Genomic DNA, 14821 nt, shown 5'->3' with positions numbered 1-14821 from the left:
ATGCGCTGTTCACGAAGCGGGAGATCGGTGAGGAAGTCATCTTTGCCCGGAAGAAGTGGAGCCGGAACGAGCCTGTCTGCCTGCGGAAAGCGCCTTTCCCAGGAGATCGGCGATATGCAGCGTGCTGCGTCCCGTACCTTGTTCGATCTGTTCCCGGCAACTGAAGCCATTGGCGAGGATAATGCCTGAGGACGGGGCTTGTCGCAGTCGGGGAAAGAGAGCCAGGTTGGCGATGGTCTGAGAAAGCTCGTATTTCTCCGTCTCGAATCCAAAGGCGCCCGCCATGCCACAGCATCCGGCCGAGAGAATTTCATAATCGATACCGAGACCGTCGAGAATCCGCTGCTCAGCATCCGGTTTCACAATGGCGTGCTGATGACAGTGCAATTGGACCAGGGCCTTCCCCTGAATTATCGGTTGCATGAGGTGCTCCGCCTCCTCTTCAAGAAACTCGCTCAAGAAGAGGGTCTGCTGTGACAGACGTGCGGCGCGCTCGTCGCCGGGGAACAAGGCCGGCAGCTCATCCCGAAAAGCACTGACGCAAGCGGGTTCCAGCCCAATGATCTTGGTGCCTGCAGCGATTTCCGGCGTCAGGCTTTCGAGCGTGCGGCGCCAGAGGGCCTTGGCGCTGTCGAGCATGCCCCAATCATAGAGCGGCCGGCCACAGCAAAGCGGCCGATCCGGCAAAGCAACCTCATAGCCGAGAGCTTCAAGGGCCGTGACCGCGGAGGCGGCCGTGCCGGGCCGGAAGTAATTGTTGAACGTGTCTGGCCAGAGGATGACCCGGGCTTTCTCGCCGTTTCGGTGCGGACGATGTCGGTGCCAATCACGGAAGGATCGGGCGGCATAACGTGGCATTCGGCGGTGAGGTGATATGCCGCCGATCCATTTGGTCAGATCCGACAGGCCGGGCAGGCCAATCAAGCTATTGGCCAACCAGGGCGCATAAGACGCCACGCGTGACCATTTATGAATCAGGCCCATGGAATAGGCTGCGCGCGGTCGCCATCGGCCGGCATAGTGATGGGCGCGAAATTCCGCTTTGTATGTCGCCATGTCGACCTGGACGGGGCAGTCATGTTTGCAGCCTTTGCAGCCGAGGCAAAGATTAAGCGCTTCCTCCACCTCGTTACTCTGCCAACCTTCGGTGATAGCAACGCCGTGCGACATCTCGAACAGAAGGCGCGCCCGCCCGCGGGTTGAGTGCTTTTCGTCCCGGGTCGCCATATAGCTCGGGCACATCACGCTCTTACTGCTGTTCGGGCGGCGGCAGGCACCGACGCCGACGCAGCGGCGGGCGGCTTGGGTGAAGCTGCCGCCATCTTCCCTATAGGCGAAGTAATGAGACATTTCCGCCGGCTGATATTCCGGCCCGACCCTGAGATTGGATATCGGTGGAAAAGGATCAATGACTTTGCCCGGATTCATCTTGCCTTCCGGGTCCCAAATCGCTTTGAAAACCCGGAAAGCTTCCATCAGTTCTGGCCCGTACATCTTCTCCAACAGCGCGGCGCGAGCCTGCCCGTCGCCATGTTCACCAGAAAGAGAACCGCCATAGCGCACCACGAGATCGGCAGCCTCTTCCAGGAAATTCTGCCAGTTTACCAGACCTGCTTCGGTGCGCAGGTCGAATGGAACCCGGCAATGAACAAGGCCATCACCGAAATGGCCGTAGACCGATGCTTCATAGCCATGCTTATGAAAAAGCCTCTTCAAATCTCGCAGGTAATTGCCGAGAGATTCGCGCGGCACGGCACTGTCTTCCCATCCAGGCCAGGTCTCCGGGAAGTCCGGTACATGCGCGGTCGCGGCCAAGGCCGCTTCGCGGAGCTCCCAGACCTTTTTCTGCTTCGCTGGGTCGTCGACCAAGCTGACAGAACGTTCTTTTTTCTTGAAGCCATCGACTAGTCCGCGAGCCGCTTCCACCGCGGCTGCACGATTTTCGCCCCCGAATTCTGCCACCAGCCAGCCGCCGCCTTCGGGAAGAACAGCGATATCCTCCGGATGAATATGCTTCCGCCGGACGAAATCAATGAGCAGGTCATCGATCCCTTCGAGGCCGAACGGTCTATATTCCAGCGCTTCGGGAACAGCATCGGCGGCCGCGTAGATGTCATCGAAACCGACAATGGCAAGCACGCGCTCTCGCGGACTTTCGATCAAATTTAGACTAGCTTGAAGAATGGTGACGCAGGTCCCTTCGGTACCGACAAGCGCCCGCGCCACGTTGAAGCCGTTTTCCGGCAGCAACTGATCCAGATTCTCATAGCCGGATACACGACGGGGAATTTTCGGGAAGCGGGCACGGATGAGATCGCCATAACGCCGCCGGAAAGTGTCGAGGGCCTTAAAGACCGCGGCCTTTCTCCCGCCGCCGGCCAGGATGCGGGAAAATTCTGCTTCATCGGTTTTGCCGACGGTCATGCGCAGGCCGTCATAGGTGACAATGTCGAGGCTCTCGACATTGTCGGAGGTCCTGCCGGCGACAACGGAATGAACACCGCAGGAGTTGTTGCCAAGCATGCCGCCCAAAGTGTTGTGGTCATGTGTCGCGGGATCGGGACCGAATGTCAGATGATGCTTCTCGGCCGCGTCCCGCAAAGTGTCGAGGATGCAGCCGGGCTCCACGACGGCGAGGCGGCGGTCCGGATCGATGGAAAGCACGTGATCGAGATATTTGGAGAAATCGACCAAGACGGCGACATTGCATCCTTGACCGGCAAGGCTTGTGCCGCCGCCCCGCATCACCACGGGCACGCCATGTTGGCGGCAGATGGTCATGGCTCTGACAACATCTTCGACCGTGCGAGGGATGACGACACCGATTGGCACTTGGCGGTAATTGGAAGCATCAGTCGCATAGAGCGCCCGGCTGCCGACATCGAAGCGGACCTCGCCGGCAATGGCCTTCGCCAAATCCTGCGCCAGATGTGCCTGCGCCTGCTTGGTGACGGAATCATAGGCTTCGACGACCCGACCTTTGCGGTTCTTCTCGACATGATGCAAGCGAGGTTTGCTTTGCGGCATGATGACACCTCTTCGGCGAGCGTCAGATGGAAAAGCGGCGGGCGTCCACCTCCTTGAAAGAGAGACCGAGACCGCAGCGCGAAAAATCTGGCGTGATCCTGCCATGCTTGGGAACAGGCGCACCGTCAAAGAACAGATGCTCGATCCGGACGTGATCGTGGAACCATTCGACATTCTTGAAGCGAGGCACGGCACAACCAACGTGGAGATGGAGCGCCGGAGCGGTATGCGCCGAAAGCGGTGTCATGAAAGAATCAGCAAGCGCGGCAACTTTGAGGAAGGCGGTAACCCCGCCACAGCGCGTTATATCAGCCTGCAGAACATCGACGGCGCCTGCTTCCAGCATCCGGCGAAAGTAAAACGGGTCATAGCCATATTCACCGGCTGCCAGCGCCATTTGCGATGGAAAGCGGTCCCGGAGGGCATGGAGGGCGCGGAAGTCATCGCTGGATATCGGTTCTTCGAACCAACTTACGTCGAATTCCGTGAAACGCTGGGCGAAGGAAAGAGCTTGCTGGGGAGTAAACGCGCCATTGGCATCGACATAGAGCTCCGCCCGGCCGGCGGCCTGCCGGGCGACACGCACTCGGTCAAGGTCCCGGGCGGGCTCACTGCCGATTTTCATCTTGACCGCGGCACAGCCGTCGCGCTCGACCCAACCAGAGAGCTGTTCGGCCAGCCGGGCATCATCATAGCTGGTGAAGCCGCCACTTCCGTAAATTGGCAGTTCCCGGCGCTCAATGCCGAGGAGGTCCGCGAGTGGCAGGTCAAGCAGTTTTGCTTTTAGATCCCAAAACGCCACGTCGACCGCTGAAATTGCACTGGAGCACAAGCCAGCGCGGCCAAGGTTGCGGACCGCGCGGAACATCGACACCGAGAGAAGCGGGATATCGAAAACGTCGGTTCCCAGCACCACTGGCGCAAGCGGGTCCGCAATAATGCCGCAGGCGGCTGGGGCGGTGTAGCTGTATCCCAATCCGCTTTTCCCGCCGGCCTCGACTTCGGCGAGCACGAAGACCGTGTCCTGCCATGCAAAGGTTCCATCGGCCTCGGGCGCATCGGTCGGAACGCGGAACGCGCGTGCCGCCAGGCGTTCGATCGGGGCTTCGGGCCGCTTCACGTTAGGACCCCTTAGACGATTTCTCGTACCGTATCCGATGCGATCGTGAGCGCGATCTTACGGCGTGCAGGTGTGCCGCGCGCCAGCGATTCAGCCAGATGAGCGGCCTGCCGAATGGTCACCTTAGGCGGCATCGGCGGTTCGTGAGGATCGACGACAGCTTCAATAAGAGCCGGCCCGGTGGCCGCTAAAGCTTTTTGCAAAGTCTCCCTGCATTTTTTGGGATCGTCGATCATATAGCCTTCAATGCCGAATCCCCTGGCCACCGTGACAAAGTCAATCGGTTGCAGATCGCAAACATATTCGGGATTGCCGAGGAAGACCATCTGCTCCCATTTGATCTGGCCCAGCGAGTTGTTCTTAATGACGACAATCTTGATATTAAGGCGGTATTTGACACAGGTCGCCAACTCGCCGAGCAGCATGGTGAGGCCACCGTCGCCGATGAAGCAGACGACCTGACGCTCAGGAAAGGCGATCGCTGCGGCGATGGCGTAAGGCAGACTACAAGCCATCGTGGCCAGATTGCCCGAGCAGGAGAATTTCATGTCGCCGCGAATATCCAGATGCCGCGCCGCCCAAGTGGTAATCGTGCCGGAATCGGTGGCAATGATGGTGTCGTCGCGCAAAAGCTTGTTCAGTTCGTGCGCCACCACCTGCGGCTTCATCGGCTTGTCATCGCGAGTCCCGCGCTCTTCGAGCAGCTCACGCCATTCCTTGACGCCGGCCTGTGCGGCTTCCAGGAAAGAGCGATCGTCCCGATAGGTGAGATGCGGCAGCAATAGATCGAGGACCTTGGCGCTATCGCCGACCAAGCCAGCTTCCACCGGGTAACGCAGGCCGATGCGCTGAGGATCGAGATCGGTCTGCACGGCGCGGGCCTGTCCCGGCTTTGGATAATATTCAATATAGGGGAAGCAGCTGCCGACGATAAGCAAGGTATCGCAGGTTTCCAATGCCTCTTGGGACGGCTTGGTGCCAAGGAGGCCAATGCCGCCGGTCGAATAGGGGCTGTCATCGCCGAGAGATGCTTTGCCGAGCAATGCCTTTATGACTGGTGCGCCGAGACGTTCGGCAAGCGCCGCCAGTTGGTCGGCGGCGCCGATAGCACCTTGGCCTGCCAGAATGGCCGTCCGCTTCCCGGCATTGAGCAATGCGGCAGCGCGTGCCAGCTGCGCGTTGCTCGGCAACTGCGCCGAAACAGCCATGACATCAGAAACATGATGGGGGATGTTTCGTTCGGAACGCCTTTTCGCTTCCACGGGCTGCGACTGAACATCTACAGGGATAGTCACATGGGCAACACCCCGATAGGCAAGCGCGGTGCGGCAGGCAAGCTCGACGGCGTTCTCGACATGGTTCGGTCCCATCACCCGCGTGTTATAGACTGCAACATCGATATAAAGCTTATCCAGCTCGACATCCTGTTGCGTGAAAGTGTGAAGAAGGTCGTGGAATTGCAGGCCGGTGATCGCGAGTACGGGCTGGTGATCCAGCTTGGCATCATAAAGGCCATTGAGCAGGTGAATGCCGCCCGGCCCCGATGTGGCAAGGCACACGCCGAGCCTGCCGGTCCATTTGGCATAAGCGCAGGCGGCGAAAGCAGCCGCCTCTTCGTGACGCACCTGAATGAATCTTACTTTTTCCTGACGGGTCCGGAGGGCTTCGATGATCCCGTTAATGCCATCCCCGGGGATCCCGAAAATGACCTCGACATTCCAGTCTATTAACGTATCTACCAGGACGTCTGCAGCGGTCTGATTGGCCATCCCTCTTCTCCATAATCTTTAACTGGCGCAAGCACGGCATGTGGCCATGCCGCGCCGGGTGATTCCGCGCCGGGTAGGGATCGATATCGGTGTCGAAAAAAAACCAGGACTGCCGGGAATTGTTCCCACAGGAATTGGGGGAAGGGCAGAGTTTCAAGGCTTTATCCGACAGGCTCCTGACTGATGCGGAACCATCTTTGCGAAGCAAGGTTTGAATTTCCAAATGCAGCGGCATCGCGGGTGAAAACAGGTGAGGAAGAGATGGCGAGATCGGGAAATCAATTACTGGCGGGGCGAGTGGTCGTTATCACTGGTGCGTCGGCCGGGGTGGGCCGCGCGACAGCGCGCGAGTTCGCTAAAGCGGGAGCCAGACTTGGTTTGATCGCCCGGGATGAGCGCGCCTTAGAAGAGGTGCGGGGCGAGATCCGCTCGATAGGAGGCGAGGCAGTCGTGGCGGCGGCTGATGTTGCTGATGCGACTGCGGTCTTCGAGGCCGCCGACAAAATCGCTACGGCGCTGGGGCCGCTCGACATCTGGGTGAACAATGCGATGCTGACGGTGTTTTCGCCGCTGGCGGAGATGACGCATCAGGAATTCGCCCGCGTCACGCAGGTGACCTATCTCGGCTACGTTCATGGAACCATGGCGGCCCTGCGGCATATGCGGCCGCGCAATAGCGGCACAATCATACAGGTCGGATCAGCACTCGCCTATCGCGGTATTCCCCTGCAGGCCGCCTATTGTGGCGCTAAACACGCCATTCGCGGATTCACTGACTCGCTGCGCTCAGAGCTCATTTATGAGAAGAGCGATATTGCCCTGACGATGGTGCAATTGCCCGCCATCAATACACCGCAATTCGATTGGGCGCGCAGCCGCCTTGCCGGAACTCCGAGCCCCGTCCCTCCCGTCATCCGGCCGGAAGTTGCGGCCCGAGCGATCATCACCGCCGCGCAAGGACGGGATCGCGAATACTGGCTGGGGCGAAGCACGGTCGCGACCATCCTGGCGCAGATGACCGTGCCAGGTTTTCTCGACCGCTTTCTCGCCCGACATGCCTATGACGCGCAGGAGCGTGGCCGTGAGATTGCAGGCAACAGGCCGGATAATCTGAAACATCCGATTCACGCACTGCATAGGAGCCGGGGATCATTTGGCGAGGAAGCGGGAAACGCGGCTGCTTTGTGGTCCGACAAGCAAGTTCGCATCGGTGCCGGCGTGGCCCTCGCGGGCCTTGGCTTGGCCATTGGCGCCTTTGCCGGGCATCTGATCGGCAGGAAATCTGGCCGGGGACCTCGCCAAATTCCCTCTTACCGTCATGAAAGTGGCGAAGCGAGCTAGGAGAGAGCCTTGCGGAACCGCTGGGCGTTCCGCTTGTTGCGTTGTTAATGTGGCGCAGGATCATCCTCGGTTATCCGGGCGGGAAGATGACCCTGTATATCCACCCAGGCCAGGCGTCCTTCGATGCCATAATGATGAGTCGGAGCAAAGGGTAACGGGTCATCGAAGCTACCGAGGAGCAGGCCGATTTGATTGCTGCCGTCATAGAGCATGGCCAGCGGTGTGCCGCAGTGAGGGCAGAAAGCGCGGCCAGCCATTTTCGACGAGCGGAACCAGGCGGGCTGTTCGCTGGACCAAGCGAGGTGCTCAAGTGGAAACCAAGCCAAGGTCGCGAACAATCCGCCCGTCGCCCGGCGGCACATGGAACAGTGGCAATAATTCACATCCAACGGCGCTTGACTGGTGATGAAGCGGATACGGCCACATTGACATCCACCTTGGATAGACCTTTGGACGGGCATGGCGATAACCTCATTCTCTTCGACAAGTGAAACGAAAAAGATGCCGGCAGTCGCCAAGGATACTGAAAAAACAGTATTGGCCATTGCAAATAAAAAAGGCGTCAAACTGAGATATGTCTCGGATGCCACACCTGGCTTCCGGCGAACCGAAGTGAGAAATCAGGTCATCTATACGCGCGCAAACGGGTCGATTATCCGCGAGAAGTCCGTCGTCGCGCGCATCCGGGCGCTGGCAATTCCGCCGGCCTGGACTGATGTATGGATCTGTCCAAGCGCCGCGGGGCATATCCAAGCGACAGGCCGGGATGCGAAGGGGCGCAAACAATACATTTATCACAGCAGCTTCCGGGAAATCCGTGACCAAGCGAAATACGAACACCTGATGGAGTTCGCACAAGCTCTGCCGATGGTCCGGCAGCGCGTAAAGAAACACATGGCCCTCAGAGGTCTGTCGCGCCGACGTGTGCTCGCCACAATCGTCTATCTCCTCGAGACAACGCTTATTCGTGTGGGCAATGCAGACTACGCGAAAAAGAACCGCAGCTACGGCGTAACGACGTTGCGTACCCCGCATGTGCAGATCAATGGTGCCGAAATCCTTTTCAATTTTAAGGGCAAGACAGGCAAGATCTGGCGCGTCAAGCTGAAGGACCGGCGGGTCGCCAAGGTTCTCAAGGCCTGCCAGGAATTGCCGGGGCAGCAGCTGTTCCAATATGAGGATGAGCAAGGCAGGGTGCAGAATGTGGGGTCGACCGATGTGAATCGCTATCTTCGGGAGATCACAGGCCGCGACATCACCGCAAAGGATTTCCGTACCTGGGCTGGCACGCTTCTGGCCGCGCTGGAGCTAGCGACACTGTCGCCGGCCGAAACGCCGACCAAGGCGAAACGCAATATCAAGCAGGTTGCGAAAAGCGTGGCGGAGAGGTTGGGAAACACACCGACCATCTGCCTCAATTGCTACATCCATCCGGGCGTCCTGCAGCTCTATTCGGCAGGCTTGCTGAAACTGAGAACGCCGAAAGGGAAAGCGGCAAAAAATCCCGATGCCGACTTCATCTCTGACGAAGAACTGGCCGTGATCGCGATTTTGCGACGCGCGGCGCGGTTCGCTGAGAGCTCATCCTCGTCCTGATTGTTGTTGATTAGTCATCCTTGGGCTTGGACGCTTCCTCGGTGGCCCTTCGGCCGCCCTTAAGGCGTTCGATCCCAGGATCTTGTCCTTCAACCCGTTTCTTCCCGGAATAGATTTCAACTTGGGGGCCGTGAGAGGGGTTCGGCTCTTTCTTTCGCCGCTCCTCGTCTTCTGGCCGGATATGTCGGCGGGTCATTTCGGCATCTCGCGCTTCTCCAGTGGATGGCGTGCCGGTCCGTGGATGACGCTGCCGTCCCGATCGAAGATGGAGCCGTGGCAAGGGCAATCCCAGGTCTGATCGGCATTGTTCCATGTCACTGTGCAGCCTTTATGCGTGCAGGCTGCAGAGAGAACCTTCAGGTCACCATTATCGTCTTTCCAGACGGCGTATTTTTCGTTGTCACGTACCACGACAGCGCCCTGGCCGAGAGCTATCGCATCGGGCGTCTCCACGAGTGACTGCGTGTCGCCGCTTTTGTGAAAGTCCTCCGGCACCGGTCGCGTGGGATCGTAGAGATTGCCCCAAGGACGCTCGCCTTTACAGATCTCACCGGAGATCGTCAGCCCGGCTGCTGTCCCGTTGGTGATTCCCCAGGCGTTGAAGCCGGTTGCGACATGGAAGCCTGGCGCCTTGGCAGGATCAGGTTGGCCTACATAAGGCATGCGATCGACGGTATCGTAATCTTCATTGCACCAACGCCACACTGCCTCGGCGACCGGTAGATGGGCACGCGCCCAATCCTCAAGGTCGAGGAAGCGTTGTGCGACATTTCGGTCATGACCGGTCTCGAAGCGCGGCCCGAGAACAATTAGCAGCGGACCACTCGCATCCTGGCCGATCCGGATCGAATGGGTCGGCTCATCGATCCCCAGGAACATGCCGTCGACCCCGGATAAGTCGGTCGGCCGAAAGGCCATGGCGATATGCATGCGTGGCTGAAGCTTGTTGCTATAGCCGACGGGACTCTTGACAGGGCTATTGGTCGCCATGATCAGGTGGTCAGCCGTAACCTTCCCGGTGCCGGCGGAAACGCGCCAGCTTCCGCTTGGTTCGAATTCGGTCGCCCTGCTGTTCTCGTATACTTTACCGCCGCGTGCGGTAATCGCAGCCGCCAAACCTTCGAGATATCGTGTCGGATTGAATTGGGCTTGCTGCGGGAAATGCAAAGCGCCTGCTGTTGCGAAAGGGAGCGGGGCGCGATCCAGCACTTCTGCCGTCAGGCCGAATTTCCGCGCGGCTTCAGCTTCTTTCTCCAATTCCCCGCGACGTTCGGGGCGGAGCGTATAGCTGTAAGCGCCTTTTTGCTGGTAATCGCAGGAGATCAGATAAGACTCGACCCAGTAGCGTATGCATTCCATGCCGGCCAAATTTGCTTTGGCATAAAGGTCAGCAATTTCGCTGCCGGCATGTTCGGCTAAATGGTTGTAGATCAAGCCGTGCTGCGTCGTGATCTTTGCTGTCGAGCGCCCTGTCACCTGGGTGCCGACGCGGCGGGCTTCGAGCACCGCAACTGATTTACCGGCTTCGCAAAGGGCGAGAGCTGCGGTCAATCCAGCGATGCCGCCACCGATGATGACGGCATCGCATGCCATGTCTTCAGCAAGCTGGGGAAATGTCGTTTTAAGAGCCTGATCGCTCCAACAGCATCCCCGCTTCGCCGGGAGGATGCCGGAAACCGCCGGAAAGGACATCGCGGATCCCTTGCCTCAGATGTTGCTCATGCGAACAATTAAACCGAGACGGACGCCGATGGTTCCCCGCCGACATCGCCGTAGGACCGGGTCGTGGGACAGAACGGGTAGAGAAGCTAATCCGCGAGATCGATGTCGTTGCGGAGCGGCCTGACCACCTTGGCCTCGATGCGATGGGCAACTGCCGCAGGGATGCTGGGGTGGATTTCAAGGATGTCCCAGTTGCTGCCGCGCTCTGGCTCGGAGAGGCGGCCGATCTTCACGCGCTCGACCGTGCCCGGAGCATATTCCAAGATCTTGCTGAGCAGATATCGCTCCAAGGGTTCGTGGAACATGATGGCCTTTCCCATCCGCGGACTCCCTTCAAGGCGGAAAGAGCGCTTGGCCAAGTTTCGGCCTTGCCAAAGTTTCGCCGCCCGCCGCCGGACGAGTCAATCCGGAATAAGCGATCATTACGTGACAAATCACACCATCTTTCTGTGCAATTCGGAATCACGGCTATTCCAATTCAAAGAGCTGAAAGCCAGATGACATCCAGCCGGGTCCTAGACGAGGCGCTGCTGCCGCCGAAAACAGCATCCACGCTGATCGAAGGGACATTTGTCGATATCGGTGGGCGGCTCGAAGGCGCGATGGAAATTCTCGATCGGCTCGGTGCGACCTTCACCCGTTTGCAGCATGAATTGGAAAGTGAGGATCTGCGCACGGCGACCCGGGATATGGGGAAAGTCGCCGAACGCATCTCCGCTCTAGCCAATACCTCCGACGATGCCTTGGAGGTGCTGAAGGGCATCGCCGGCATGGCGACGGCTATCGATGGCCGCATCAGCCAGATGCGCAAGGCGATCAAGGCCGTCGATGTACTGGCCGTCAATGCGAAGATCGCGGCGGCGCATATCAGCGCGGCGGGCGAGGAATTCGCCAGCTTCGCGGATGAGATCGGCGGGGCGCTGAAGGTCGCGCAACTCAACCTCGATAATTTCAGCCAGGAGCTGGCGCAGCTTGCGGATATCGTCCGCAGCGCGGTCACAGAACAGGGATCACTGAGGCAGCGCCAGGCCGAAGCGGCCTTTACCGTCCCACGGGCTCTGTCCCAAAGTGTGGACACGATTGCCGCGCGCCGGCAACAGGCAGCGACAACGGCGGCCAGCATCCAGCGCAAGAGCGCGGAAGTCGGCCGCCAGATCGGCGTTGCCGTTATGGCCCTGCAGATCGGTGATACGACGCGCCAACGCATCGAACATGTCGAATATGCGATCGGCATCTGCAAGAATTTCGACAAACCGGATTTGATCAGACAGCATATCCCCAACTTGGCGAAACTCAGCAACAGCGAACGCGATCTGCTCATCGCAGCCGGTTGCCAGCTTCAGGATGAGCAATTGCTGGATACGGCAAAGGAGCTGGACCGGCTGTCCTGTGCGGACGGAAGAAGGTCGGCTCGCTTCAAAATGTCGCGCGGGAGGCCGGAGCTGGGAGGTATCAAAGCGAGGGGTGTGTTGCGCCGAGCCGCGCTCTTGCGCAAAGCGATCAGCAATTGGACAAGGCTCAGATCTGCCTCGCCCAAATCGGAACAATCGATCTCAATCCGTCCGGCGGCGGAAAGAGCGCCGAGGATTTCGGTATGCACCACCTCGATATTCCGGATGGTTACGGCATTTGGAAATCGGATGCAGATAGCACTTTGCTGTTGCGCACGATCTTCCATCACTTCTTACAATCGATGTCCACCAACTTTGGACAGCAATGTAATCATTAAAGAGTGAAGAAGTTATCAGCGTGAGACGGTATTCCCGGCCCCAACAGGCAAGGTTTCTCATAGCGGGATTGCAGAGCGGGCATACCGGAGGCGACACCTCGGTGCCGCCTCCGGTAAATTCGGCGATGGAGCCGGTTATTGCTCGCCGAATGCCGCTTTCGCCTTCGTCACCTCATCGAGGCACTCGGCCTCCTTTCCGGCCTTGTCGAGTTGTTTGGCGCGGTCGAGGCTGGCATGGGCGGCGTTGGTATTCATCGGCAACTTGCCGCCCGCCGCCTCTGCCGCCGTTTGCTGCCCCTGGTTTTGCTGTTGAACATCGCTCGGCGAGGCGGCCTTGCCCTGCAGCGCATTGTTGGTTCCTTCGGTGATCGGAGTGCCCGTCTGGCCGCCGGTCTGCGCCGCCCCCGGCTCTGCCGGGTTGGGATTGCCAGTGGGTCCCATGCCGGCATCCGATTTGGAGAAGACCTTCTGGAGCTGGTCGATCTTCGCGGTGCATTCGCCGGCCTGGGCAATGGTGCAGGTGGCGAAGAAAACAGTGCAGACACTGGCGAGCAGGACGTGGATCTTCATGGTGCCCTCCGCTGATTGCCGGGCCGGATGCCCGTTTGCAAAAGGAACCGGCGAAAGCGGCAAAGGTTTCATGCCGGCGGCTTCCGCGTTATGCCGTCTCCATTTTTCCGCCAAAATCAACGGTGCTTTGATAAGCGACGACGTATGTTCCCGGCCAGCCGTCCAGGCCCACCAAAGAGTAAACAGGCGTATTCCCTGCGCGAGGCTCAGTTTTCGCGGTTAGCTGGGGCAGGTGAGGGGCTATAGGATTGGATATTCCGGAACAGCAGCTCTTAGTATGTCGAGCGAGAAGAGCATGACACTTGGCGTCCCTCCGAATCGACGTGATTCAAGTTTTCTAAATTACCTCGTGAATAGAGCTAAGTTGCCAGCCCGCTTGAGCGGAGAATAAAACGGCGACTGAAGACCTCTAGTTTCGCGTTCTTCATAGTGCGTTCTTTTGCGCGTTATTCCTGTTCCAGAAAACCGGGTTATTGAATAATGACTGATGCGGTGAGCATGACGATCGATTCCATTGTGCCTATTGTTCCCAATCCCGCGAAAGGCTTTGTTCCGCCGCTTTCCGATTACAAGGTTCTATCGGCCAACTGGGTGGAAAGGGAATTCCATTGCGCTGAGGTCGCAACGGACCGGGTAACTGTTGGATTCTGGACCGGCGAGCCGGGCCATATTGTGCTCGATCCCTGGCGCTATACGGAAGTTTGTTCGATCCTGACCGGCCGCATAGCGATCGTCGATCCGCAGGGCGGTCGGCGCGAATTCGGTCCCGGCGACGGCTTTGTCGTGCCCAAAGGCTTCGTCGGCGAATGGCTGACCCTGGAACCGTCGAGCAAGATCTTCCTGGCGATCTACTGACGCCCCGGCTTACTTATCCGACATTCATTATTGAGAGCGGCGGTAGTCAGGCAACTGCCGCTGTTTTCGGTGTTGCCGCCCGGACCTTGCCGAGGCTGATCTCGGCAAAAATCCATTCCTTGAAAGCGATCACCTTCGGCTGCTCGGAGATGAGCTCTAGATTGGATATGAAATAGCCGCCGTTGACGGTGAGAGTCTTCTTCGATAGCCGGACCAGGCGGCCTTCGGCCAGATCGTCGGCGACCAGGCTGAGACGCGCCAGAGCCACACCTTGTCCCGCCAGAGCGGCATCGATCGCCAAAGCGGTTGAATCGAAGCGGATATTGTCCACGAGGCTGTCGGATGAGATGCCGGTTGCCGATAGCCATGAATTCCAGTCGATCCCCTGTTCGAAGAGCGCGCGGTCATCGTGGAGCAGGACGAGATCCAGGAAATCGGTTTCGCCCTTAAGCCGATGACGCTTGCGAAAATCGGGACTGCAAACCGGAAGGATCTCGTCGCCCATGAGGCGATCGGCAAGCACCCCCTGATATCTAAAGCGGTCTTCGGGGCCATAGCCGATGGCAATATCGACCTCGGAGCTGTTGAGATCGGGAATATTCGTGGTGGTGGAGATGCGGAGCTCGATGCCTTCGAAATCCTCGCGGAAACGGTTTAGCCGGGGTATCAACCATTTTTGAGCGAAGGAGGGACATACGGCTAAAGATAAGGTGCCGCCGCTTTCATGCTGCCGCATTTTCTCCGTCGCCAGTGACAGTAGATCGAACGCACCTTCCAAAGTGGGCAGCGCAGCGGTCGCGGCTTTCGTCAGGGTGAGGGCATTGCCGGATCGCACGAAGAGCGTCACGCCCAGCAAGACTTCGAGTGATTTTACCTGATGGTGGATCGCGGCAGGCGTGACCGACAATTCCTCCGCAGCCTTCGCCAGGCTCTTGTGGCGCGCCGCAACTTCAAAGGCGCGCAGGGCATTCAGGGGTAGGGAACGTCGGCACATGGCGGTCTTTAGCTCAGATAAATTTCTTTGAGATTTAATCTAACTTGCCCGGTTTGCGCCCGCCAAGTTAGTGCTTCCACGCAGTTAAGGTGAAATGA

At 58.8% G+C, this 14821-nt stretch carries 12 protein-coding genes; 4 read left to right on the top strand and 8 right to left on the bottom strand.

Annotated features, from left to right (window positions below; translation table 11 throughout):
• Window positions 1-36 precede the first annotated feature (36 nt).
• From SMD27_RS16350 to SMD27_RS16340, 3 genes are read right to left on the bottom strand one after another with little or no spacing between them, the layout of a single operon-like run.
• On the bottom strand, window positions 37-3027 hold the full coding sequence (locus SMD27_RS16350; protein WP_320509480.1) for an FAD-binding and (Fe-S)-binding domain-containing protein: 2991 nt from the start codon (window positions 3025-3027) through the stop codon (window positions 37-39).
• A 22-nt stretch (window positions 3028-3049) separates the two neighbouring features.
• The gene (locus SMD27_RS16345) at window positions 3050-4147 is read right to left on the bottom strand and encodes an enolase C-terminal domain-like protein (protein ID WP_320509479.1); all 1098 of its coding nucleotides are present in this window, start codon (window positions 4145-4147) and stop codon (window positions 3050-3052) included.
• Window positions 4148-4158: 11 nt separating this feature from the next.
• Window positions 4159-5916, bottom strand: a complete 1758-nt coding sequence (locus SMD27_RS16340) for a thiamine pyrophosphate-dependent enzyme (protein WP_320509478.1) — start codon at window positions 5914-5916, stop codon at window positions 4159-4161.
• A gap of 261 nt (window positions 5917-6177) precedes the next feature.
• On the opposite strand from SMD27_RS16340, the gene SMD27_RS16335 reads away from it, so the two are divergent.
• Entirely contained in the window at window positions 6178-7257 is a 1080-nt protein-coding gene (locus SMD27_RS16335; RefSeq protein WP_320509477.1) for an SDR family oxidoreductase, read from the top strand.
• Window positions 7258-7301: 44 nt separating this feature from the next.
• On the opposite strand, the gene SMD27_RS16330 is transcribed toward SMD27_RS16335, so the two are convergent.
• Entirely contained in the window at window positions 7302-7847 is a 546-nt protein-coding gene (locus SMD27_RS16330) for a GFA family protein (protein WP_320509476.1), read from the bottom strand.
• Window positions 7848-7869: 22 nt separating this feature from the next.
• Between SMD27_RS16330 and SMD27_RS16325 the strand changes: the two genes are divergently transcribed.
• The gene (locus SMD27_RS16325) at window positions 7870-8853 is read left to right on the top strand and encodes a DNA topoisomerase IB (protein ID WP_320509475.1); all 984 of its coding nucleotides are present in this window, start codon (window positions 7870-7872) and stop codon (window positions 8851-8853) included.
• A gap of 192 nt (window positions 8854-9045) precedes the next feature.
• On the opposite strand, the gene SMD27_RS16320 is transcribed toward SMD27_RS16325, so the two are convergent.
• Window positions 9046-10545: an FAD-dependent oxidoreductase gene (locus SMD27_RS16320; RefSeq protein WP_320509474.1), complete on the bottom strand. Its 1500-nt coding sequence runs from the start codon at window positions 10543-10545 to the stop codon at window positions 9046-9048.
• A gap of 116 nt (window positions 10546-10661) precedes the next feature.
• Window positions 10662-10895: a hypothetical protein gene (locus tag SMD27_RS16315; RefSeq protein ID WP_320509473.1), complete on the bottom strand. Its 234-nt coding sequence runs from the start codon at window positions 10893-10895 to the stop codon at window positions 10662-10664.
• 177 nt (window positions 10896-11072) lie between these two features.
• On the opposite strand from SMD27_RS16315, the gene SMD27_RS24340 reads away from it, so the two are divergent.
• Window positions 11073-12311: a hypothetical protein gene (locus SMD27_RS24340; RefSeq protein ID WP_320509472.1), complete on the top strand. Its 1239-nt coding sequence runs from the start codon at window positions 11073-11075 to the stop codon at window positions 12309-12311.
• Window positions 12312-12439: 128 nt separating this feature from the next.
• On the opposite strand, the gene SMD27_RS16305 is transcribed toward SMD27_RS24340, so the two are convergent.
• The gene (locus SMD27_RS16305; RefSeq protein WP_320509471.1) at window positions 12440-12874 is read right to left on the bottom strand and encodes a hypothetical protein; all 435 of its coding nucleotides are present in this window, start codon (window positions 12872-12874) and stop codon (window positions 12440-12442) included.
• A 480-nt stretch (window positions 12875-13354) separates the two neighbouring features.
• Here SMD27_RS16305 and SMD27_RS16300 point away from each other — a divergent pair, with 480 nt between their 5' ends.
• The gene (locus SMD27_RS16300) at window positions 13355-13729 is read left to right on the top strand and encodes a cupin domain-containing protein (RefSeq protein WP_320509470.1); all 375 of its coding nucleotides are present in this window, start codon (window positions 13355-13357) and stop codon (window positions 13727-13729) included.
• Window positions 13730-13775: 46 nt separating this feature from the next.
• On the opposite strand, the gene SMD27_RS16295 is transcribed toward SMD27_RS16300, so the two are convergent.
• Window positions 13776-14723 (bottom strand): LysR substrate-binding domain-containing protein, encoded by a 948-nt coding sequence (locus SMD27_RS16295; protein ID WP_320509469.1) that lies wholly within the window; start codon window positions 14721-14723, stop codon window positions 13776-13778.
• Window positions 14724-14821: the final 98 nt, after the last annotated feature.

This window comes from Dongia soli, assembly GCF_034044715.1.
GTDB lineage: Bacteria > Pseudomonadota > Alphaproteobacteria > Dongiales > Dongiaceae > Dongia_B > Dongia_B soli.
Note: the sequence above shows the minus strand (reverse complement) of the source record. Positions and strands in the feature narration are given on the sequence as shown.

Coding starts and splice junctions, on each gene's coding strand:
- SMD27_RS16350 (WP_320509480.1), bottom strand. CDS start 3,027: ATGCCGCAAAGCAAACCTCGCTTGCATCATGTCGAGAAGAACCGCAAA.
- SMD27_RS16340 (WP_320509478.1), bottom strand. CDS start 5,916: ATGGCCAATCAGACCGCTGCAGACGTCCTGGTAGATACGTTAATAGAC.
- SMD27_RS16335 (WP_320509477.1), top strand. CDS start 6,178: ATGGCGAGATCGGGAAATCAATTACTGGCGGGGCGAGTGGTCGTTATC.
- SMD27_RS16320 (WP_320509474.1), bottom strand. CDS start 10,545: ATGTCCTTTCCGGCGGTTTCCGGCATCCTCCCGGCGAAGCGGGGATGC.
- SMD27_RS16315 (WP_320509473.1), bottom strand. CDS start 10,895: ATGGGAAAGGCCATCATGTTCCACGAACCCTTGGAGCGATATCTGCTC.
- SMD27_RS24340 (WP_320509472.1), top strand. CDS start 11,073: ATGACATCCAGCCGGGTCCTAGACGAGGCGCTGCTGCCGCCGAAAACA.
- SMD27_RS16305 (WP_320509471.1), bottom strand. CDS start 12,874: ATGAAGATCCACGTCCTGCTCGCCAGTGTCTGCACTGTTTTCTTCGCC.
- SMD27_RS16300 (WP_320509470.1), top strand. CDS start 13,355: ATGACTGATGCGGTGAGCATGACGATCGATTCCATTGTGCCTATTGTT.
- SMD27_RS16295 (WP_320509469.1), bottom strand. CDS start 14,723: ATGTGCCGACGTTCCCTACCCCTGAATGCCCTGCGCGCCTTTGAAGTT.